We start from the raw sequence: 20,819 nt of genomic DNA, 5'->3' as shown, positions 1-20,819 counted from the left end.
TCATTCCACGCAGCAGACCATGAGAAGGTCTCTGATCCTTCCACGTGAATCGTTATATTGTCGACATTCTTCAGGTCGACGTTCTGATGGTGGGCTGATTCACATTCTGCTAGCGTCTGGCGGAAGCTGCCCGCACCGCACCGTGATCCACGCACCGTCATCCACCGCACCACCGGCCTCCCCCCGCCGGCAGCCTCAGGAGGTCCGGTCAGCTGAGGAGCACGCCATGACCATCCAGCACCTGAACCCCGCGACACCCCCGGTCGCCCGCCACCGCCGCTCGCGGCGCCTGCTGCAGGGAGCCGGCCTGCTGGCCGCCTCCGCCCTGATGCTCACCGCCTGCGGAGGCGGGGACGCCGGGTCCGAGGACAGCCCGGAGGGCGGCGAGGGCACCACCGCCGCCGCCGGCAACACCCTGGAACGCCTCAAGGAGGAGGGCACCATCACCGTCGGCATCGCCGGCGAGGTCCCCTACTCGTACCTCGAGGGCGGCGAGCCGGCCGGGGCCACCGTGGCCATGCACGAGAAGATCTTCGGGGACATGGGCATCGACAACGTCAAGGCCGAGCTCGTCGATTGGAACTCACTGATCCCGGGCCTGAACGCCGGCCGCTTCGACGCGGTCTCCGCGGGGATGTCCATCCTGCCGGATCGCTGCGCCCAGGCCGCGTTCTCCGATCCGGAGATCATGTACACCACCACCCTGATGGTCGCCGAGGGCAACCCGCTGGGCCTGACCGACCTGGACTCCGTCAAGGAGAAGATGGACGCCGGCGAACGCGTGAACCTGGCCGTGCTGGCCGGCGGTATCGAGGCCGGCTACGCCGACTCCCTCGGACTGGACGTCCAGTCCGTCCCGGATGCCCAGACCGGCATGGACACCGTGGCCAACGGCCGCGCGGACGCCTTCGCCATGACCGCGATCTCGCTGAACACCCTGGCCGAGGAGAACCCGGACGCCGGCGTGGAGACCACCGAGGCGTTCGTCCAGGTGATCGACGGCGTGGAACAGATCGGCGCCGGCGGCACCGTGTTCCGCCAGGACGACACGGACCTGCTGGAGGCCTACAACGAGGCCCTGGGTTCCGTGACCGAATCCGAGGACACCTACCTGGAGGTCGTGGGCGACTACGGCTTCACCGCGGAGAACCTGCCCCCGGAGGACCTGACCACCGAGCAGCTCTGCGCGGGCGACCTGGGCTGATAGCCGGTGCTTGAGAACCTTCAGGCCACCGCCGAGGCCTGGCCGTTCCTGATCCAGGGGTTGTGGGTGACCATCCAGCTCACGGTCATGGGTTCGGCTCTGGCCCTCGTCCTGGCCCTGGTCCTCGGTCTGATGGCCGGGGCCGACAACAAGGCCCTGGCCATCCCCGGCCGGATCATCATCGAGTTCTTCCGTGGGACCTCGCTGGTGGTCCAGCTGTTCTTCATCTTCTTCGTGCTGCCCCAGTTCGGGGTCGAGCTGCCCGGGATGTTCGTGGGGGTGCTGGCACTGGGCCTGAACTACGGGGCGTATTGCGCCGAGGTCGTCCGCGGCTCCATCGCCTCCGTGCCGCAGGGCCAGTGGGAGGCCACCACGGCCCTGTCCATGCCCCCCGTCCACCGGATGCGCCGGGTGATCTTCCCGCAGGCCTGGGCCCTGATGATCCCCTCCCTGGCCAGCCTGCTGGTCCACTTGCTCAAAGGCACCGCGATCGTCAGCGTCATCCTGCTGCGGGACTTCACCTTCCACCTGGACCAGCTCACCCGGGCCACGAACACGTTCTGGGCGTACGCCGGCGTCGGGCTGGTGGGCTACTTCATCCTGGCCCTGATCCTGACGCTGTTCATGAACGCCCTCGAGGCCCGCGCCAAGAACCGGCTCGGCCGGGGCCCCTCCCTGCGTGAGATCCTCTCGCCCACCCCGACCAACAAAGACGTCCTGTCCACGGCAGGAGGTGGAGTCTGATGGAGAACCAACGCGCCCTCTGGGACTGGGACCTGGCCTTCAAGGCCCTCCCGGATGTCCTCGAGGGATTCCTCACCGTCACCCTGCTGGTGACCGTGCTGTCCACCCTGATCGCGGCCGCACTGGGCCTGGTGTGGGCCATGATCATCCGGATGGCACCCCAGCCGATCTCCGGGATCGTCAAGTGGATCGTCAGCTTCATCCGCATGACACCGATCGTGGTGCAGCTGCTGTTCGCCTACTACACGTTCCTGATGTTCGATTCGATCACCATCGGGATCGTCGTGTTCGGCATCCACTACTCCACCTATATGTCCGAGGTGTACCGTGCCGGGATCGATGCGGTCCCGCAGGGCCAATGGGAGGCCACCACGGCCCTGTCCATGTCCGCGCGGCGCACCTGGACCGCCGTCGTGATCCCCCAGGCCCTGCGCGCCACCGTGCCCGCCCTGGGCAACTACGCCATCTCCATGTTCAAGGACACCCCGTTCCTGCTGGTGATCGGCGTGGTGGAGATGGTCAACGCCGCCCAGATCTTCGGCGGCAACCACTTCCGCTACGTGGAGGCCATCACCCTGGCCGGCATCATCTTCCTGCTGGCCAGCTATCCCACCTCCGTCCTCATCCGCCGATTGGAGAAGCGTCTTGCCTACGCCTACTGACCCCGCCGCCACCACCCCCGGTGCACCGGCCAGGGGTTCCGCACCCCTCATCGAGTTCCGGGACGTGGAGAAGCGCTTCGGTGACAACGTGGTGCTCAAGGACCTGCACTTCCACGTGAACAAGGGCGAGCGCGTCACGCTGATCGGCCCCTCGGGTTCCGGCAAGACCACCATCCTGCGGCTGGTCATGACGCTCGAGGAGGCCACCGGCGGGATCATCCTGATCGACGGCCAGCCGCTGACCCACCGGTTGGAGGGCGGCAAGCGCGTGCGCCTGTCCAACAAGGAGATCAAGAGGACCCGCACCCGGATCGGGATGGTCTTCCAGCAGTTCAACCTGTTCCCGAACATGACGGTGATCGAGAACATCATCGAGTCCCCCGTCCACGTGCTGGGCCAGTCCAAGACCGAGGCCAAGGCGAAGGCCATGGACCTGCTGGACAAGGTCGGGCTGTCAGACAAGGCTGGCGCGCACCCCTCCTCCCTCTCCGGCGGCCAGCAGCAGCGCGTGGCGATCGCGCGCGCCCTGGCCATGGACCCGGAGATCCTGTTGCTGGACGAGGTGACCTCCGCCCTGGACCCGGAGATCGTGGACGAGGTCCTCGGCATCCTGCGCACCATCGCCGACACCACGGACATCACCATGCTGATCGTCACCCACGAGATGCAGTTCGCCCGGGACGTCTCGGACCGCGTGCTGATGTTCGACGGCGGCTCGATCGTGGAGGACTCCGACCCCCACACGATGTTCACGGCCCCCACGCACGAGCGCACCAAGAAGTTCCTGCGGGCGGTGCTCGGCGAAGGACAGATCGGCACCCGCTGAGCTTTGAGGGCAGAGATCACTGGTGATCTCTGCCCTCAAAGCGCACGGCCGGGCACGACGGCGGCCGGTCAGGCCACGCGCGTGCCTCGCGGCAGGTGGGCGGCGGGTGCCACCAGGCGGGCCCGACCCCAGGCGAAGAGGGCTCCGGCCACCACCAGCTGGATGCCCAAGCCGAGCGGCCACACCGGGGTGCCGTCATGGGCGTCCGCCTCCGCCGGGTCCGTCAGCTCCCCGTGGGCGCATTCCACGTTCATCTCCGGCGGCCGCTGCAGGAACCGCACCCCGGTCGAGACCGAGGTCATGATGCCGTCCGGCTCCCACGTCTCCGGGTCGTCGGGATCATAGGGGGGCTTCTCCGGCTGCGGCACGGCGTCCGCCACCACCACGAAGGGGTTCGCGGCCAACAGCCAGTACGTGGACCGCGCGTCCAAGGTGTCCATGGGCATCAGCGGCCCGGTGCAGCGCACGGGTGTCCAGTCCATGGTGTCGTAGCCGGTCTCCTCGTCGAAACCGGGCTCCTCGTCCGGGTAGACGGCTCGGTTGGCGGGCACAGAGGTCATGGCCAGGGGCGCGGTCAGCCCGAAGGCGATCACCGTGCCCAGGGAGAACAGTGCCACCAGCAGGTAGGTGACCACCACGGCGAACAGGGTCCGGGCCACGATCGCGGAGATCGCGGTGCCGATGGCGCAGACCACCCCGAGCTCCACGGCCACCATCAGCACGAAGACCATCAGGCCCGGCACATCCATCCCGCCCAGGACCACGGCCAGGATGATGTACGGCAGGGCGGCCACCAGGAATCCGAGTGAGGCGATCCAGGACGCCAGCCACTTCCCGGTGAGCAGCTGTCCCGGGGTGGCCAGCGTGATCTGGACGATGGCGAGGGTGCCGCCGGCCCGGTCGCCGCTGACGGTGCTGGCGGACATCGCCGGGGCCACCAGCAGTCCGAAGAACAGCACGAAGCCGACCACGGCCTCGAACACGAAGCGGCCCGGGCCGAAGAACAGGTCCTCACCGGCCAGGGTGTTGAAGCTGGCCACCGCGCCCCATGTGACCAGGCCGATGACCACGAACCACACGGCCAGCATGATGTACCAGCTGCGCGTGCGCAGGCGCTGGCGCAACTCCATCTGGATGATGTTCCCCAGGGCGGCGCCCCAGCCCAGTCGTTGCGAGGGTCCCTGCCGGCCGGGCTCCGGAACCAGCGGCGACTCCGGCCGCTGTGGCGACTGCGTCATGGTCATCGCTGCACTCCCCGTTCGGTGGCCTGGTCGGCGGGTCCGTTCCCGGCGGGCCGGTGGTCCACCGAGCGCATCCGGTCCAGCTCCAGGTAGGTCGTCTCCAACCGCGAGGCTCCGGGGGTGAAGGACAGCACACGGACCCCGGCCCCCACCAGCGTGGCGAGCATGTCTGCGGCTTCCACGGCGGAGGCCATCTCCACGCTGACCGAGTCCTGTCGCCGCCCGGCGGGCCGGAAGGCGATCGAATAGTGCTCCAGCGCCGCATGCAGGGCGGCCACGTCCAGCGCGGTGATGAGGTACCGCCCGCCGGCGGCGCCATCCCGGCTGAGGTCCTCGATCCGGACAGTGGCCCCGTCCTGGATGAAGACGGCCAGGTCCGCCATCTCATCGAGCTCGGAGAGCACGTGGGAGGAGACGAGGATGGTCTTTCCGGAGGCGGCCATCTGCTTCAAGTCGTCCCGCAGGCGGATCCGGGACCCCGGGTCGAGCCCGGAGGCCGGCTCGTCCAGCAACAGCACCTGCGGATCGTGGATGAGGGCGCGGGCCAGGGACAGCCGCTGCTGCTGGCCGCGGGAGAGCACCCGGGCCGGCTGGTCCGCCAGCGTGGCCAGCTCCTGCCACTCGAGCAGTTGGCCCGCACGGGAGCGCACCCGGTCCCGGTCCAACCCGTAGAACCGGCCCATCGTCACGAGGATCTCGCGGGCGGTCAGCGATTCCCACACCCCGAGGGTGTCCGGCATCCACCCGGTGTTCCGACGTACGGCGCCCGGATCCACCTCCGGGTCGGCACCGGCGATGGTGACGGAGCCGGCGTCGGGCTTCAGCAGGGAGGCCAGCACCAGCATCAGGGTGGTCTTGCCCGATCCGTTGGGGCCCACCAGGGCCGTGATGGCCCCGGCCGGGGCCGTCAGGTCCACGCCCTGCAGGGCCTTCACCGCACCGAAGCTGCGCGTCACCCCGCTGACGGTGATGCCCGCCACCCCCGGCTCCGGGGCAGGAACCGGGACCTCACTGGCGGGGACGGTGCCGGTATCGGTGCTCATAGGTACATCGTGAGGCACGGCATCGACGACGGCAAGCACCCGGTCTCGTCTCCCTTCTGTGCGGGCGGGACGGGCCGATTCGCCCTGCCCTCACGGCCCCTCACAAGCCCTCACCGAGACGGGTCGTTATACGTCCGTGACCCTGGCGGTCATCCGGGACCGCCCGGCGGCCGCTCCCCCTAAACTGGGACGAGCCCCAACGCCCATCCGCCGCAGCGCGGTACGCCCATCCACCTTGAGGTCCTTGCATGAGTCTGATCGTCCAGAAGTACGGCGGGTCCTCCGTCGCCGATGCCGAGGGGATCCTGCGCGTGGCCCAACGCGTGGTGGAGACCCAGCAGGCGGGACACCAGGTGGTGGTGGTGGTCTCCGCGATGGGGGACACCACCGATGAGCTGCTGGACCTCTCCGAGCAGGTCAACGGCGAGCCGCCGGCCCGGGAGATGGACATCCTGCTCTCCGCGGGCGAGCGCATCTCCATGTCCCTGCTGGCCATGGGCATCCATTCCCAGGGCGCCACCGCCCAGTCCTTCACAGGCTCCCAGGCCGGTATGTTCACGGACAGCCTGCACGGGGATGCCCGCATCATCGACGTCTCCCCCGACCGCGTGAAGGAGGCCGTGGACGCCGGGGACATCGCGATCGTGGCCGGTTTCCAGGGCATGAGCCGCGAGTCCCGGGATATCACCACCATGGGCCGCGGCGGCTCGGACACCACGGCCGTGGCGCTCGCCGCCGCCCTGAACGCTGACGTCTGTGAGATCTACTCGGACGTGGACGGCGTCTACACCGCGGACCCCCGCGTGGTGGCCTCGGCCCGGAAGATCGACGAGATCTCCTCCGAGGACATGCTGGAGATGGCCGCGGCCGGCTCCAAGATCCTGCACCTGCGCTGCGTGGAGTACGCCCGCCGCTTCGGCGTGCTGCTGCACGTGCGCTCCTCCTTCTCCCACAACGAAGGCACCTGGGTGCGCCCCAATCCTGAAGACACCATCACCATTGAGGAAGGCGAACCCATGGAACAGCCGATCGTTTCGGGCGTTGCCCATGACCGCTCCGAGGCCAAGGTCACCGTCTACGGCGTCCCGGATTTTCCGGGCAAGGCCGCTGAGGTGTTCAACGTGGTCGCCGGTGCCGGCGTGAACATCGACATGATCGTGCAGAACGTCCCCCGCGTGGAGACCGGACGCACGGACATCTCCTTCACCCTGCCGATCACGGACGGCAAGACGGCCATGGAGGCCCTCGAGGCCGCGCGGGAGGAGATCGGCTTCGAGGACGCCATCCTCAACCCGCACGTCGGCAAGCTCTCCGTCATCGGCGGTGGCATGCGCTCCAACCCGGGCGTCTCCGCCACGTTCTTCGAGGCCTTGAAGCAGGCCGGCGTGAACATCGAGATGATCACCACCTCGGAGATCCGCATCTCCATCATCACGCGCGAGGACATGCTGGACACCGCAGTTCGCGCCGTGCACCAGGCCTTCGGACTCGACGCGGACGAGGAAGCCGTCATCCACGGCGGCACCGGCCGCTGATCCGATTCAGGCACCGGCTGTAGAGCCAACAACACACCAGGCCCGACGCCGGCCGCGCACCTCGCGCGGCCGGCGTCGGGCCTTCCGGTGTTGCCCCTCATGCACTTTGGGGGCAGAGATCACTAGTGATCTCTGCCCCCAAAGTCAGGGAGTGGGTGGCTGGCCACCCATCGGGCTACTCGGTCACCACACCATCGGTGCGGGACATCAGTGCCGCCACCTCACCGCGGGTGATCGGATCGTAGGGCCGGTAGGTGCCGTCCCCATAGCCGATGGAGATGCCCTCGGACGCCATCCAGGAGATGGCCTCGTAGTGGGCACTGGTCTCCGGGACGTCGGAGAAGCCCTCATCCGCCACGGTGCCGGCCTCCGGTCCCACGGTGCGGAACACGAAGGAGGCGAACTCCCCGCGCGTCACCTCGACGAACTGGCGGAAGGTACCGTCCTCGTATCCGGTCGTGATCTCTTCGGCGTCAGCCCAGGAGATCGCGTCGAAGAAGGTGCTGGACTCCGGGATATCCGGGAAGTCGGCCGGATCCGTCACGGTGGGCGAATCCATGTAGCGGTAGAGGAAGGCCACCGACTCGCCACGGGAGATGTCCCGGTGCTTGCGGTACGTGTTGTCCTCATACCCGGTGGTGATCCCGTCGCACTGCATCCACCGCACGTTCTCGTAGTACTGAGAACCCTCGGCGTTGTCAGCGAAGTCCTCGAGATCGCACTCTCCCGGTCCGGTGCCGCCCTCATCCACGGTCACGGAGACCGCGGTGCGGGTGCCCGGCGCCCATTCGACGAAGCCCTTCCAGGTGCCCGGCGTCAGACCGGACCACTCGACCTCGACGTCCGCGCTCTCACCGTTCTGAACGGCCACGGGGTCCGGTGTGACGGACAGGTTGCCCGAATCGCCCTCGAGCACCACGGCCTCCATGCTGGCCGGCACGGAGGCGCTGCCCGGCGAGGAGTACAGGTTCGAGATCGCGGCGTACGTCCCCGGCGCCGGGTCCGTGAGCACGAGTTCCTCGGAACCGGAGGCGGTCGCCGCCTGGATCACGGCGCCCTCCGGGGTGACCACGAACAGGTCCCAGTCGGAGACCTCGTCACCGGCGTTCAAGTTCCACGACACCGAAGTAGCCCCCTCGGGGACCACCGTCTCGGTCACGTGGTTGGATGCGTCGTCCCCACCGTAGAGACCGCCGGGGACCTTGCTGAAGTCCTCCAGCTCGGCCAGGCCCAGCCCTTCGATCTCGGGCTCGAGGTTTCCGGTGACCCCGGACTCGAGCTCGGTCTCGACGGCACCGGAGGCACCCTCACCCTCGAGGGTGTCCTCGGCCAGGACGTCCACGGCACGCACCGTCACCGGGGAGGTGACTGCGGTGGCACCCGGACGGGCCAGCGTGAAGGTGCCGTGGCTCCACACGTCAGCCTCGGCATCGGTGCGGGTCAGGGTGATCTCCACCTCGGCGGACTCACCCTTCTCCAGGGACAGGGTTGATGGTGCGGCCGTCACCTCGTAGCCGGGCACGGATCCCTGGGCGGACCAGGTTCCGGTCTCGGTGGCAGTGACGGTGCGGGTCACGGTCGCCGCACCCAGCAGGTCGTTGACCGCGATCGAGGGCACGTTGACGTCCCGGCCCGCGATGTCCCCCAGGATGAGGGCATCCCACTGACGGGCGTCGGCCTCGTAGACCAGACCCGGATTGACCATCGCGGCCGGATCGGCAGAGCCGGCGCCGGTGGCGAAGCTGTCCGCACTGGCCGAGCCGTCCGCGTTCAGGACGTCACCGGCAGAGGTCATCATGGCCGACTTCACAGCCATCGGCGACCAGTCCGGGTACTTGGCGCTCATCAGGGCCGCCATGCCGGCCAGGTTCGGCGCCGCCATGGACGTGCCGGACATCAGACCGTAGGAATCCCCGTTGTACATGGGATCCAGCGGGGAGACACCGGCCAGGACGTTGACGCCCGGGGCGGCGACGTCCGGCTTGAGCAGCTCGGAATCCGCTGCGGTGGACGGACCGCGCGAGGAGAACCCGGCGATCTGCGGGACGGGGACGGGATCCAGATCAGTGGTGTCCCCCACCACGAGGGTGGCCTGCTGGTCCGTGGAGGCCACCAGGTCCTTGATGCTCTCGTCCGAGGTGTGCACGGTGGGCACCGCGTGCAGGTCCGCGTCCTCGGAACCGCCACCGATGTTCACGAGCACCATGCCCACGCCACCGGCACGCTCCACCTCGGCGGACTTCGCCACCCGGTCATACACGCCGCGGTCACAGACCACGATCGTGCCTTCAGCGGCCGCCGGGTCCAGGGAGCCGGGGGCACAGAGGCTGATGTCCTCCGCGTCCAGGTCTTCGGTGATCGGCAGACCGACCTCGCTGGCCAGCACGATGTCTGCCGGTCCGACGCCCTCGGTCATCGAGGAGACGCCGCGGACCGCAGTGCCGTCCGGGAACTCGACCGTGCCGCTGAGCTCATCGGAGAAGGTGGTGGCTGCCACGGAGGTCAGCCACGGTGCGGAGTGGTTCACGGTCTGGGTCGTGGGGCCGGAGTTGCCGGCGGAGGTGGACACGAAGATCCCGGCCTCGGCGGCGGACTTGAAGGCCAGGGAGACCGGGTCGATCACCGAGTTGTTGGACCCGGAGATGGAGTAGTTCAGCACGTCCACGCCGTCCACGATGGCCTGCTCGATGGCGGCCACGGAGGAGGTGCCGTAGCAGCCGCCGGTATCTGGATCCGTGTCCTCCCAGCAGATCTTGTAGACGGAGACCTTGGCCTCGGGGGCCACGCCGGAGCCCTCACCATAGGAGGCACCGCCGTTCATGACCTGGTCCACGCCGTGGTTGCCGGCGGCCGTGGTGGCGGTGTGCGTGCCGTGGGAGGAGATGTCGATCGGGGACAGCCGCTCGTTGGGGGCCCGGTCCTCCTCGGGGACGAAGGCCTCGAAATCCTCGGAGTAGTACCGCGCGGAGAGCACCTTGGAGTTGCACTCGTCCCCGGCGAAGTCCTCGCCGGCCTCGCAGTCGCCGCTGAAGGTGGTGCCGTCCGCCTTGAGCATGGCGATTTGTCCGGAGCCGGTCAGGTAGGGCTCGCCGACCTGAGGCTCCCCGGACAGTGCAGCGACCGGCTCGCCGGCCAGCATCTCCTGCTCCGGGTAGTAGCCGGTGTCGATGACGCCGACGACCACACCTTGGCCGGCACCCTCCACACCGCCGAAGTGGTTGTCCCAGGCCCCGCCCGGGCCGGGCAGTCCGAGGAATTCAGTGGAGGAGTAGTCCGGCGCGTACTGCTGCACCTCGGAGACCCCCAGGACGCGATCGTCCTTGGCCAGTTCGCGGGCCTGCTCGGCGGTGAGCTCGGAGACGAAGGCGTTCAGGGCCGTGGTGAAGTGACGCTCCACGTTCAGCCGGGAGCTCGCCGAGTGGGCCACCTCGAGTTGGCGGGCCGTCAGGTGACTGCCGTACTTCTGGACTGCGGGTGCGTCCACGTCCAGGCCACCGCCGTCGGTGGCGGTGGCTGCGAAGCCCGCCGTGCCGCCGGTGTAGGTGGCCACCGGATCCTCCTTGAGGATCACGAAGTAGCGGCCGTCCCGGTAGTCGGCACCGGCCTGCAGTGCCTGATCGATCGAAGATGCCGAGCCGCCCTCGGCCGGGGCCGCGACGGCCGGGATCGCTGCCAGGGGAGCGGCCAGCATTCCGATCCCCGCCAATGTGGCGGTCAAAGCCCGGCGTCGCCGGGCCATTCTGGGGTTCCTAGACATGAACCTCGCCTTTCCTCACCAAGGTGCAGTCCGGGCACGGTCGTGCCCGGCGAGTGGTCTCCGTGGTTGCTTGCGGCCACCGCGGTGTTCGGCCGGTAGGGCGCGAGACGGTGCGGAAGACCTAGTGAGAGCGGTGCGAGTGATGACAACCACAAAGTGGGATGACGGCAACCTACCCGAGCCGGACGACCAGCGGAAGGCCTGAAACACATCTTTTAGACGAAGTGTCGAAGCGCCTCCCTCCGAGCGCCCCCGGGCCTGCGCGGGAAGGGCTCAGGACCGTACGCTGGCTGGGTGCCCCGTTCCCCCTCCGTCGCATCCCCACCTCAGCCACCCCAGCGTCCGTCCGAACACCCGGCCCGACGCCCACCTGCCACGACCGCACCGCCGCCCCCGGACTCGCTCCGGGCGCTGCCCGCGGCGCAGTGGCGGGCCGCCGCAGCAGCCCACCGGGCGCGCATCGCCGCCTACACCGAGCCGCTGCGTCAGCTGCACGCCACCGGGGTGCGGCACCCCGTGCATGACTTCCTGTTCTCCTACTACTCCCTCACCCCGGGCGCCCTGGAGCGCTGGCACCCGGGGGCCGGTACGGTGCTGGCCGCGGACCCCGGGCCCGACGCCGGCCCGGAACCCGGCGCTGGAAGGTCACCGGCCGGCGTCGGGAACCAGGAGGGCGGACCGCCCTCCGGAGGCGGCTGGAAGTTCTACCGGTGGGTGGAGCCGCGCGAAGGACTCGAGGACGGCGGGTGGACGGTGGACGCCCCCGCCTTCGCCGAACGCCGGGCCTCCATGATCGAGTTCGCCGGACGCATCCTCGGCCTGACCGCGCAACGCCCGGCCCGGCTGGCCTGTTTCGGACTGCACGAGTGGGCCATGGCCTACCGTTCCGAGGTCCACGGGGTGCGCCATGCGACCGTTCCGCTGCGGCTCGGGGCCGAGGGGACCAACCGGGTGGTGGAACAGAATCGGATCGGTTGCTCCCACTTCGACGCCTTCCGCTTCTACGCCCCCGAGGCCGCGCCGCTGAACACCCTCCAGCCCACGCGCCAGACCCAGGTGGAGCTGGAGCAACCGGGGTGCCTGCACGCCAACATGGACGTCTACAAGTGGGCCTACAAGCTGCTGCCGGCCATCAGCTCCGACCTCGTGGCGGACTGCTTCGAGCTGGCCTGGCGGATCCGGAGCATGGACATGCAGGCTTCCCCCTACGAGCTGTCCGACTGGGGGCTGGAGCCGATCCGCATCGAGGCCTCCGCGGGACGGGCCGAGTACGTGCGGCTGCAGCGGGGGTTCGCGGAGGAGGCCAACGTCCTGCGCCGGCGGCTGCTGGCGGAACTGGAGACCGTGAGGGCGCTGGCCGGGCCGGCAGGAACGGAAGGCGACGACCGGTGATCAGCGCACTGCTCGCCCTGGCCTGTTGGTTGGCGTTCCGCCGCATGTGGCGGACCGAGCCCCGGCGGCTGCGCACCGCGGCGCTGTTGCTGGTGGGTGCCTGGTTCGCCTGGGGTGCGGTGCTGGAGGTCATCTCGTACTTCTCCCCCGAGCTGCAGACCCTGCTCGGCCTGGTCTTGCTGGCGCTGCCGTTCTCCGTGCTCGTGCTGGCCGGATTCCTCATCCGCAACGGCTTCCAGATGCTGCGCCGGGAGGGGCGGAGCCTGGGCAACCTGCTCTCGTTGCTGGCCGGGGTCGCGCTGCTGGCGCTGCCCGTGGCGGCCTTCCTGCTGGCGGCGACGCTCCACCCCGTGGGCATCGGCGCGGCCACCCTGGCCTTCTTCCTCTCCGCCCAGGTGGGGCTCTCGTTCCTGGCCTTCCTGGTCTTCACGGTGGTCTACGCACGGCGCGGGCCCCGCTCAGGGGCGGACGCGGTGGTGGTCCTGGGTTCGGGTCTGGTGAACGGCGCCGTGCCGCCGCTGCTGGCTTCCCGGCTGGACCGGGGACAGCGTGCCTGGGCGGCCCAGGGTCGCGGGCTCCCGATGATCCCCTCCGGCGGGCAGGGCCCGGACGAGCCGCGCGCGGAGGCCACCGCCATGGCCGAGTACCTCGTGGCGCACGGGGTCCCGGCGGGCCGGGTGCTGCCGGAGGACCGATCCCGCACCACGGAGGAGAACCTGCGCCTCTCCCGGGCCGTCGCCGATGGGGCGTTGCCGGCCGGCGCCGCCCCGGGTCACCTACTCGTGGCCACGAACAACTACCACGCACCCCGGGCCGCCCTGCTGTCCCGGCGGCTCGGGGTGGACGCGGACGTGGTGGGCGGCAGCACCGCCGGCTACTACGTGCCCAGTGCCTACCTGCGGGAGTTCGTGGCCGTCATGGTGATGAACCAGCGGACCCAGCTGGCGCTGGCGGCCCCCGGACTGCTGCTCACGCTCGGCCTGACCCTGCTGCTGGTGATGTACCGGCTCAACTCCGGCACCTGATCAGGAGACGTCGCCGTCGCGGTAGAGCCACGTGCCCTGCCGGCGGACGAAGCGGGAGGTCTCGTGCTGGGTGTGCCGGCCCGCCGGGGTGCGGAAGTGGGCGGTGAAGGTGACCGCGCCGTCGTCGTCGAAGGGCCCACCGCCCGCGGTGGACTCCACGTCCAGCCGGACCCAGTCCAGGTCCTCGTCCGGCCCCTGCCCGGGCGCGTCGAGGGCCAACTCCGCGGGCCGCGTCTCGGGCGCCCACGTGGCCAGCAGGTAGGCCTCGGCCTCCGGGAGATCCCCCGAGGACGCCAGGGCGAACGCCGAGTACCGCGACCGCATCAGGGCCTCCGCGGTGGGGGCGGCCAGCGTCCCGTCTGCGGTGAAGCGCCCATGCCACCGCCCACAGCAGGAGCCGTAGACGTCCCCTCCCCCGCAGGGGCAGCGCAGGGATTCCAGGGCGGGGCGCACCGGCGGGTCCGGGGAGGGGTTCTGAGGCCGAGTCATGGTTTCAGCGTAGGCCGCTGGGAGGGGGCGGTCACCGCTAGACTGACCTGAGCCCTCACGCATACCACCGGGAGTCTTCCATGCCCACGATCGTCGTCGACGTCATGCCCAAACCCGAGATCCTTGACCCGCAAGGCAAGGCCATCGCCGGAGCACTGCCCCGCCTCGGCTTCACCGGCTTCGCCGCGGTCCGTCAGGGCCGCCGGTTCGAACTGACCGTGGACGGTGAGGTCACCGAGGAGGTGCTCGCCCAGGCACGCCAGGCCGCCGTGGACCTCCTCTCCAACCCCGTGATCGAGGACGTGGTCAACGTGGCCGTGCTCGCGGACACCGCAGCGCCCGGCGGGATCGGTCAGGCGGCCGAGGCCGCACAGGCCGCCGAGGGCCAGGGCGCCTGATGACCGCACAGCACCATCCAGCCGCAGAGCTGCCCCTGATCGGGGACTTCTCCACCGCCGGGCCCGTCCTCACCGGGGCTCGCATCGGCGTGGTCACCTTCCCCGGCACCCTGGACGACCGGGACGCCGCCCGCGCGGTGCGACTGGCCGGCGGCGAGGCCGTGGCCTTGTGGCACGCCGAGGTGGAGGGCGCGAGGGCGCTGTCCTCGCTGGACGCCGTGATCATCCCCGGCGGTTTCTCCTACGGCGACTACCTGCGTGCCGGGGCCATCGCCCGCTTCGCCCCGCTGATGGACGCCGTCATCGATGGTGCCCGCGGTGGCCTGCCGGTCCTGGGCATCTGCAACGGCTTCCAGATCCTGACCGAGTCCCACCTGCTGCCCGGTGCGATGATCAAGAACGAGCACCTGAAGTTCCTGTGCACGGACCAGGTGCTGCGCGTGGAGAACAACGCCACCGCCTGGACCCGTGACTTCGCCACCGGCGAGGAGATCACGGTGCCGCTGAAGAACCAGGACGGCCAGTACGTGGCCGACGAGAAGACCCTGGACGAGCTGGAGGGCGAGGGCCGGGTGGCCTTCCGCTACGTGGGCGTGAACCCGAACGGCTCCCGCCGGGACATCGCCGGGATCACCAACGCCGCCGGCAACGTGGTGGGCCTGATGCCCCACCCGGAACACGCCGTGGAGCCCGGCTTCGGCCCAGACTCCCCCGCGGGCATGCGCCTGGGCACGGATGGGCTCGGCGTCTTCACGTCCGTGCTGGCGTCCCTCGCCGGGGGCACCGCCGGACAGACTGCAGGAGGCAGCAAGTGACCGCTGAGAGCACCGAGACGCAGCAGTTCAACATCGACACGGTGGACCACGCCGCCACCACTCCGGACACCGAGCTGCCCTGGGCCGAGCTGGGCCTGAAGCAGAACGAGTTCGAGGAGATCGTCAAGATCCTCGACCGCCGACCCACGGCCGCCGAGCTCGCCATGTACTCGGTGATGTGGTCCGAGCACTGCTCCTACAAGTCCACCAAGGTGCACCTGCGCCAGTTCGGCGAGAAGCTCACCGAGGACATGAAGAAGGACATGCTGGTCGGCATCGGTGAGAACGCCGGCGTGACGGACCTGGGGGACGGCTGGGCCGTGACCTTCAAGATCGAGTCCCACAACTCCCCCTCCTACGTGGAGCCCTACCAGGGCGCGGCGACCGGCATCGGCGGGATCGTCCGGGACATCATCTCCATGGGTGCCCGCCCGGTGGCCGTGATGGACCCGCTGCGCTTCGGCGCGATCGACCACGAGGACTCCCAGCGCGTGGTCCACGGCGTGGTGGCCGGGATCGGCGGCTACGGCAACTCCCTGGGCCTGCCGAACATCGGCGGCGAGACCGTGTTCGATCCCATCTACCAGGGCAACCCCCTGGTCAACGCCCTGGCCGTGGGCGTGCTGCGCCACGAGGACCTGCGCCTGGCCAATGCCTCCGGCGTGGGCAACCGGATCGTGCTGTTCGGTGCCCGCACCGGCGGCGACGGGATTGGCGGCGCCTCCGTGCTGGCCTCCGAGTCCTTCGACGACACCAAGCCCTCCAAGCGCCCCGCCGTTCAGGTGGGCGACCCCTTCGCCGAGAAGGTCCTCATCGAGTGCTGCCTCGAGTTGTTCAAGAACTCCCTGGTGGAGGGCATCCAGGACCTCGGCGCGGCCGGCATCGCCTGCGCCACCTCCGAGCTGGCCTCCAACGGCGAGGGCGGCATGCAGGTGGAGCTGACGGATGTGCTGCTGCGGGACCCCACCCTGACCCCGGGCGAGATCCTGATGTCCGAGTCCCAGGAACGCATGATGGCCGTGGTGTCCCCGGACAACGTGCAGGCCTTCGAGGACGTCATGGCCACCTGGGGCGTGGAGTACTCCTGGCTCGGGGAGGTCACGGACACCAACCGCCTGATCATCACCTGGAACGGCGAGACGATCGTGGACGTGGACCCCAAGACGGTGGCCCATGACGGCCCCGTCTATGACCGTCCCTACCACCGGCCCGCCGGGCAGGACGCCCTGGTGGCGGACCGCTTCCGGGACTCTGCCGCGGGAGCCGGCCTGCCGTCGTCGGGCGATGCCCTGCGCTCCGCCGTGCTGGAGCTGATGGCCAGCCCGAACATGTGCGACAAGTCCTGGATCACCAACCAGTACGACCGCTACGTGGGCGGCAACACCGCCCTGGCCGCCCCGGATGACGCCGGGGTGATCCGCGTGGACGAGGAGACCGGGATGGGCGTGGCCGTGTCCACCGACGCCAACGGCCGCTACGCCTATCTGGACCCCTACGCCGGGGCACAGTTGGCCCTGGCCGAGTCCTACCGCAACGTGGCCACCTCCGGGGCCATCCCGATGGCCGTCTCCGACTGCCTGAACTACGGATCCCCCGAGGACCCGGAGGTCATGTGGCAGCTGGCCGAGGGCATCCGCGGACTCTCGGACGCCTGCCTCGAGCTGGGGATCCCGGTCACCGGTGGCAACGTCTCGCTGTACAACCAGACCGGCTCGAACGCGATCCACCCGACCCCCGTGGTCGCCACGCTGGGCCGCTTCGACGACGTCTCACGCCGGACGCCCTCGGGCTTCCACGCCGAGGCGGACGGCCAGGCCGTCTACCTGATGGGCGTCACGGCCGATGAGCTGGACGGCTCCGAGTTCGCCAATCTGCGCGGTCACCTGGGCGGCGTGCCGCCGCGGGTGGACCTGCCCGCCGAGAAGCTGCTCGGCGAGCTGCTGATCAACGCCTCGCGGGACGGGATGATCGACGCCGCCCACGACCTCTCCGAGGGCGGGCTCGCCGCCGCGCTGGCCGAGATGGTGCTGCGCTTCGGCGTGGGAACCCGGGTGAACCTGGATGAGATCCAGCACCGCGACGGGGTGGATGCCTTCACCGCCCTGTTCTCCGAGTCGCAGGCGCGCGCCCTGGTGGCCGTGCCGCGCACCGAGGAGGTTCGGTTCAAGGACATGACCACCGCCCGCCGCTTCCCCGTGGTGCGGATCGGCGTGGTGGATGTGGCTTCCGGTGCACTTGAGGTACAGGACCATTTCACCCTGCCGATCGAGGAGTTGCGCGAGGCCTGGGCCGGGACCATGCCGCGGTACTTCGGCTGACCGCTGAGCCGCTTCAGTCAGTAGGCAGTGCGGGCCTCGTTCGCCCGCCAGGCCGTGAACGGTTCTGCGGACCGCTCGGTGCGGTGTTGCAGCACCGGCATCAGGCCCCGATGTTCCGCGGATTCGAAGTAGCTGTAGAACGCCGCGTCGTCGAAGCCGGCGGCCGCCGCATCCAGGCGGCCCGCCGCGAACACGACGCGGGACACGCGGGACCACAGGGCTGCTCCCAGGCACATGGGGCATGGCTCGCAACTGGCGTAGACCACCGCCCCGGTCAGGTCGAAGTTCCCGAGTCCTGCACCGGCGGCACGGATCGCCTCCACCTCGGCGTGGGCCGTGGGATCGTTGGTGGCCGTCACCTGGTTGGCCCCCTGGAAGACCTGACCGTCTGAGGCCACCACCACGGCGCCGAACGGACCGCCGCCTGAGGAGGCGTTGACCGTGGCCAGGTCGATCGCCCGTGCCAGGTGCGCCTCATCCATCATCCGGGACGCATCATCGACTTCCTGCGCACCGCCCAGTACGGCACCGTCAGTGTCACCGTCCCGGACGGGCCGGTCGATCGGCACGACGTCAGCCACCGCGGCCACCGGGATCGGCCCGCCGTAGACGTGGGGGAACCACTCGCCGTCGGGCCTCCGGGGGTCCCCCGGCTCCAGGACGACCTGCAGTCCGGCGCGGTACAGGGCCGCCGGGTCCAGCGTCAGCAGCACGAGGGGTTCAGTGGCATCGGCGTAGACCGCGGCCAGGACGGTGGCGACCTGATCCGGGCCGCTGCTGGCATGCAGGAATCCGACCTGCTCAATGGAGGCGCCGCGCGTGGAGCGGTCGTAGAATCCCGCTTCTCGAGCGCGGGCCCATTCCTCGGACTCGGCGATGTGTTGGAGCAACATGCGCTCCAGTGTGGCAGGCTGGCACGGCCCGGGGTAGCGGACAGGTACCGGGAAGGTCACGGCAGGGTGACGACCAGGCAGAGGTCACCAAACCTTGTTGCCGAATCACGGTCGGGCTACCGTGATCTACATCACTCCCCCCGCACCGGACTAGGCATCCTATCCCCCTTCTCCACCTTTCCCCCCTTCACTGACCGTCTGTTCACGGTGCGCGTCTCAAGGAGGTCGCCGTGGGCAGTGTTGGACTCCTCTACGTTGGCGCAGTCCTGTTCATCAACGGATTGATGTTGCTGGGCACGATCTCAGGCAAGGCTGCCGCCCCGATGAACTACTTCGTGGGTTTCATGCAGGTCATCTTCCCGACCCTGCTGATCCTCCAGTCCGAAGGCGATCCGGCCGTGGTCCTCGGGGCCTCCGGACTCTACCTCTTCGGTTTCACCTACCTGTATGTGGCGCTCAACCAGACCTTCAACCTGGACGGCGAGGGACTGGGCTGGTTCTCCCTGTTCGTCGCCGTGGTGGCCATCGTCATGGGGTACCTGAACTTCACCTCGGTCAACGATCCGGTCTTCGGAGCCATCTGGCTCATCTGGGCCGTGCTGTGGTTCATGTTCTTCCTCGTGCTCGGGCTCCGCAAGGAATCCCTGACGCGGACCACCGGGTGGTTCACCGTGATCGTGGCGCACCTGACGGGCACTATCCCGGCCTTGCTGCTGCTCGCCGGTGAGTACCAGTCGGACAGCTTCTGGACCTGGGTCATGGGCGCCTGCGGCGTGATCGCCCTCGCCGTCTCCATCCTGCTGGGCCGGCCGCCGGACACCCCCACCACCGAGCCACCACCACCCGAATCCCCACCGAGGAGGAATGCCCGTGCCGCTGTATGAGTTCCGGTGCCCCGCAGGCACCACCACCGATGCCAGCTACACCATGGCCGCCGTACCGGACACCGTCGACTGCCCGGACTGCGGGGCACCGGCCTCACGCCAGATCAGTATCCCGAGGCTCTCCCGGACGGGCTCCCCGGCGTTCCAGCTCATGGACAGCACCCGGCGTAGCGCCGAGTCGCCCGACGTGGTCACGTCCATCCCCACGGCAGGCGGCCCGCCGCCCGCCTCCCGCCACACCCACCACCCCCTGCACCAGAAGTTACCCCGGCCGTAACGCGCCCTGACCTCAAGGAACAGAAGCACCATGCCACAGAACATCTTTCCCCTGGATTCCAGCCGCAAGTTCGAGGACCAGCAGCAGCTGGGCCACAACCGCTGGCACCCCGAGATCCCTCCGGTCGCCACGGTCAAGCCCGGAGACAGTTTCCGGGTCGACTGCCGCGAATGGTTCGACGGGGCGATCATCAACGACGACTCAGCGGACGACATCCTCAACGCCCCGCTGCTCACGGTGCACAAGCTCTCCGGGCCGTTCGCCGTGGAAGGCGCCCAGCCGGGTGACCTGCTGGTCGTGGACATCCTCGACGTCGGCCCCATCCCGCAGGAGGACAGCGGTCCGCTGGCCGGCCAGGGCTGGGGCTACACCGGCATCTTCTCGAAGAACAACGGCGGTGCCTTCCTGACCGACCAGTTCCCGGACGCCTACAAGGCCGTCTGGGACTTCAAGGGACAGGTCGCCACCTCCCGGCACATCCCCGAGGTCGCCTACGAGGGTCTCATCCACCCCGGCCTGATGGGCACCGCACCCTCCGCCGAACTGCTGGCGAAGTGGAACAAGCGCGAGGGCGACCTGATCGCCACGGACCCGAACCGGATCCCGCCCCTGGCCCTTCCGCCGGAGGCCGAGCACGCCGTCCTCGGCGGCTTGGACCGGGGTGAATGGCAGCGCGTCGGCTCGGAGGCCGGCCGCACCGCACCGCCCCGGGAGAACGGCGGCAACCAGGACATCAAGAACCTGTCCAAGGGCAGCCGGATCTTCTACCCGGTGTTCGTGGACGGCGCGAACCTGTCCGTGGGGGATCTGCACTTCTCCCAGGGCGACGGTGAGATCACGTTCTGTGGTGCCATCGAGATGGGCGGGTTCATCGACCTGCACGTGGACCTGATCAAGGGCGGCATGGACACCTATGGCGTCCACGAGCACGCGATCTTCATGCCCGGCCGGGTGGAACCGCAGTTCAGCGAGTGGCTGGCATTCTCCGGCACCTCGGTGACCCTGGACGGCGAGCAGCGCTACCTGGACTCGCACCTGTCCTACCAGCGGGCCTGCCTGCACGCCATCGACTACCTGGTGAAGTTCGGTTACGCCCCCGAGCAGGCCTACCTGCTGCTGGGCGCGGCGCCGATCGAGGGCCGGCTGTCCGGCGTGGTGGACATCCCGAACTCCTGCTCGACCGTCTACCTGCCGACGGCCATGTTCGAGTTCGACGTCCGGCCCTCATCCGCCGGACCGCACCAGATTGATCCCGGCATCGGGGCACCGAGAGCGGCCAACGCCGCCTGAGCCGTCGGAGCCCGCTCCACCCCTGC

At 69.3% G+C, this 20,819-nt stretch carries 18 protein-coding genes; 13 read left to right on the top strand and 5 right to left on the bottom strand.

The genetic code is table 11. The annotated features are described in order from the left end of the window. Window positions 1-226: 226 nt before the first annotated feature. From ehuB to ACSU1G_RS21965, 4 genes are read left to right on the top strand one after another with little or no spacing between them, the layout of a single operon-like run. Window positions 227-1,204, top strand: a complete 978-nt coding sequence (gene ehuB, locus ACSU1G_RS21980) for an ectoine/hydroxyectoine ABC transporter substrate-binding protein EhuB (RefSeq protein WP_439282154.1) — start codon at window positions 227-229, stop codon at window positions 1,202-1,204. 6 nt (window positions 1,205-1,210) lie between these two features. After that, complete coding sequence (locus tag ACSU1G_RS21975; RefSeq protein WP_439282153.1) at window positions 1,211-1,948, top strand: amino acid ABC transporter permease; 738 nt, start codon at window positions 1,211-1,213, stop codon at window positions 1,946-1,948. Beyond that, a complete protein-coding gene (ehuD, locus tag ACSU1G_RS21970; protein ID WP_439282152.1) occupies window positions 1,948-2,610 on the top strand; it encodes an ectoine/hydroxyectoine ABC transporter permease subunit EhuD in 663 nt (220 codons plus the stop codon). The genes ACSU1G_RS21975 and ehuD overlap by 1 nt, the downstream gene beginning before the upstream one ends. Then, window positions 2,594-3,436, top strand: coding sequence for an amino acid ABC transporter ATP-binding protein (locus ACSU1G_RS21965; RefSeq protein ID WP_439282151.1), 843 nt, complete (start codon window positions 2,594-2,596; stop codon window positions 3,434-3,436). The genes ehuD and ACSU1G_RS21965 overlap by 17 nt, the downstream gene beginning before the upstream one ends. Before the next feature lie 68 nt (window positions 3,437-3,504). On the opposite strand, the gene ACSU1G_RS21960 is transcribed toward ACSU1G_RS21965, so the two are convergent. Both ACSU1G_RS21960 and ACSU1G_RS21955 read right to left on the bottom strand, forming a co-directional pair. Further along, window positions 3,505-4,680 (bottom strand): ABC transporter permease, encoded by a 1,176-nt coding sequence (locus ACSU1G_RS21960; RefSeq protein ID WP_439282150.1) that lies wholly within the window; start codon window positions 4,678-4,680, stop codon window positions 3,505-3,507. Next, complete coding sequence (locus tag ACSU1G_RS21955) at window positions 4,677-5,720, bottom strand: ABC transporter ATP-binding protein (RefSeq protein ID WP_439282149.1); 1,044 nt, start codon at window positions 5,718-5,720, stop codon at window positions 4,677-4,679. Before ACSU1G_RS21955 ends, ACSU1G_RS21960 begins: the two co-directional genes overlap by 4 nt. A gap of 248 nt (window positions 5,721-5,968) precedes the next feature. Here ACSU1G_RS21955 and ACSU1G_RS21950 point away from each other — a divergent pair, with 248 nt between their 5' ends. Beyond that, window positions 5,969-7,255: an aspartate kinase gene (locus tag ACSU1G_RS21950; RefSeq protein WP_439282148.1), complete on the top strand. Its 1,287-nt coding sequence runs from the start codon at window positions 5,969-5,971 to the stop codon at window positions 7,253-7,255. A 175-nt stretch (window positions 7,256-7,430) separates the two neighbouring features. Here ACSU1G_RS21950 and ACSU1G_RS21945 read toward each other — a convergent pair whose 3' ends face one another. Further along, on the bottom strand, window positions 7,431-10,994 hold the full coding sequence (locus ACSU1G_RS21945; RefSeq protein WP_439282147.1) for a S8 family serine peptidase: 3,564 nt from the start codon (window positions 10,992-10,994) through the stop codon (window positions 7,431-7,433). A 429-nt stretch (window positions 10,995-11,423) separates the two neighbouring features. On the opposite strand from ACSU1G_RS21945, the gene ACSU1G_RS21940 reads away from it, so the two are divergent. Together ACSU1G_RS21940 and ACSU1G_RS21935 are read left to right on the top strand one after the other, a co-directional pair. Beyond that, the gene (locus ACSU1G_RS21940) at window positions 11,424-12,404 is read left to right on the top strand and encodes a 3-methyladenine DNA glycosylase (RefSeq protein ID WP_439282342.1); all 981 of its coding nucleotides are present in this window, start codon (window positions 11,424-11,426) and stop codon (window positions 12,402-12,404) included. Next, window positions 12,401-13,429: a YdcF family protein gene (locus ACSU1G_RS21935; protein ID WP_439282146.1), complete on the top strand. Its 1,029-nt coding sequence runs from the start codon at window positions 12,401-12,403 to the stop codon at window positions 13,427-13,429. Before ACSU1G_RS21940 ends, ACSU1G_RS21935 begins: the two co-directional genes overlap by 4 nt. Here ACSU1G_RS21935 and ACSU1G_RS21930 read toward each other — a convergent pair whose 3' ends face one another. Further along, window positions 13,430-13,918, bottom strand: a complete 489-nt coding sequence (locus tag ACSU1G_RS21930; protein ID WP_439282145.1) for a YchJ family protein — start codon at window positions 13,916-13,918, stop codon at window positions 13,430-13,432. Window positions 13,919-13,998: 80 nt separating this feature from the next. On the opposite strand from ACSU1G_RS21930, the gene purS reads away from it, so the two are divergent. From purS to purL, 3 genes are read left to right on the top strand one after another with little or no spacing between them, the layout of a single operon-like run. After that, window positions 13,999-14,316, top strand: a complete 318-nt coding sequence (gene purS, locus ACSU1G_RS21925) for a phosphoribosylformylglycinamidine synthase subunit PurS (protein WP_439282144.1) — start codon at window positions 13,999-14,001, stop codon at window positions 14,314-14,316. After that, window positions 14,316-15,131 (top strand): phosphoribosylformylglycinamidine synthase subunit PurQ, encoded by an 816-nt coding sequence (gene purQ / locus ACSU1G_RS21920; protein ID WP_439282143.1) that lies wholly within the window; start codon window positions 14,316-14,318, stop codon window positions 15,129-15,131. Before purS ends, purQ begins: the two co-directional genes overlap by 1 nt. Then, a complete protein-coding gene (gene purL, locus ACSU1G_RS21915) occupies window positions 15,128-17,449 on the top strand; it encodes a phosphoribosylformylglycinamidine synthase subunit PurL (protein WP_439282142.1) in 2,322 nt (773 codons plus the stop codon). The genes purQ and purL overlap by 4 nt, the downstream gene beginning before the upstream one ends. 17 nt (window positions 17,450-17,466) lie before the next feature. On the opposite strand, the gene ACSU1G_RS21910 is transcribed toward purL, so the two are convergent. Next, window positions 17,467-18,342: a DUF952 domain-containing protein gene (locus tag ACSU1G_RS21910; RefSeq protein WP_439282141.1), complete on the bottom strand. Its 876-nt coding sequence runs from the start codon at window positions 18,340-18,342 to the stop codon at window positions 17,467-17,469. A 230-nt stretch (window positions 18,343-18,572) separates the two neighbouring features. Between ACSU1G_RS21910 and ACSU1G_RS21905 the strand changes: the two genes are divergently transcribed. From ACSU1G_RS21905 to fmdA, 3 genes are read left to right on the top strand one after another with little or no spacing between them, the layout of a single operon-like run. Next, window positions 18,573-19,226 (top strand): AmiS/UreI family transporter, encoded by a 654-nt coding sequence (locus ACSU1G_RS21905; protein ID WP_439282140.1) that lies wholly within the window; start codon window positions 18,573-18,575, stop codon window positions 19,224-19,226. Continuing rightward, entirely contained in the window at window positions 19,207-19,503 is a 297-nt protein-coding gene (locus ACSU1G_RS21900) for an FmdB family zinc ribbon protein (protein ID WP_439282139.1), read from the top strand. Before ACSU1G_RS21905 ends, ACSU1G_RS21900 begins: the two co-directional genes overlap by 20 nt. Before the next feature lie 30 nt (window positions 19,504-19,533). Beyond that, entirely contained in the window at window positions 19,534-20,793 is a 1,260-nt protein-coding gene (fmdA, locus tag ACSU1G_RS21895) for a formamidase (protein WP_439282138.1), read from the top strand. The last annotated feature ends 26 nt before the right edge of the window (window positions 20,794-20,819 follow it).

This window comes from Microbacterium sp. A93 (assembly GCF_051842835.1).
The sequence above is the reverse complement of the archived record's forward strand: the minus strand, read 5'-3'. Positions and strand labels throughout refer to the sequence as shown.

Bases quoted from the DNA above. Each gene is read 5' to 3' on its own strand.
- ACSU1G_RS21910 (WP_439282141.1), bottom strand. From the start codon at position 18,342: ATGTTGCTCCAACACATCGCCGAGTCCGAGGAATGGGCCCGCGCTCGA.
- ACSU1G_RS21960 (WP_439282150.1), bottom strand. From the start codon at position 4,680: ATGACCATGACGCAGTCGCCACAGCGGCCGGAGTCGCCGCTGGTTCCG.
- ACSU1G_RS21945 (WP_439282147.1), bottom strand. From the start codon at position 10,994: ATGGCCCGGCGACGCCGGGCTTTGACCGCCACATTGGCGGGGATCGGA.
- ACSU1G_RS21950 (WP_439282148.1), top strand. From the start codon at position 5,969: ATGAGTCTGATCGTCCAGAAGTACGGCGGGTCCTCCGTCGCCGATGCC.
- ACSU1G_RS21930 (WP_439282145.1), bottom strand. From the start codon at position 13,918: ATGACTCGGCCTCAGAACCCCTCCCCGGACCCGCCGGTGCGCCCCGCC.
- ACSU1G_RS21955 (WP_439282149.1), bottom strand. From the start codon at position 5,720: ATGAGCACCGATACCGGCACCGTCCCCGCCAGTGAGGTCCCGGTTCCT.
- ehuB (WP_439282154.1), top strand. From the start codon at position 227: ATGACCATCCAGCACCTGAACCCCGCGACACCCCCGGTCGCCCGCCAC.
- ACSU1G_RS21900 (WP_439282139.1), top strand. From the start codon at position 19,207: ATGCCCGTGCCGCTGTATGAGTTCCGGTGCCCCGCAGGCACCACCACC.
- fmdA (WP_439282138.1), top strand. From the start codon at position 19,534: ATGCCACAGAACATCTTTCCCCTGGATTCCAGCCGCAAGTTCGAGGAC.
- purS (WP_439282144.1), top strand. From the start codon at position 13,999: ATGCCCACGATCGTCGTCGACGTCATGCCCAAACCCGAGATCCTTGAC.
- ehuD (WP_439282152.1), top strand. From the start codon at position 1,948: ATGGAGAACCAACGCGCCCTCTGGGACTGGGACCTGGCCTTCAAGGCC.
- purQ (WP_439282143.1), top strand. From the start codon at position 14,316: ATGACCGCACAGCACCATCCAGCCGCAGAGCTGCCCCTGATCGGGGAC.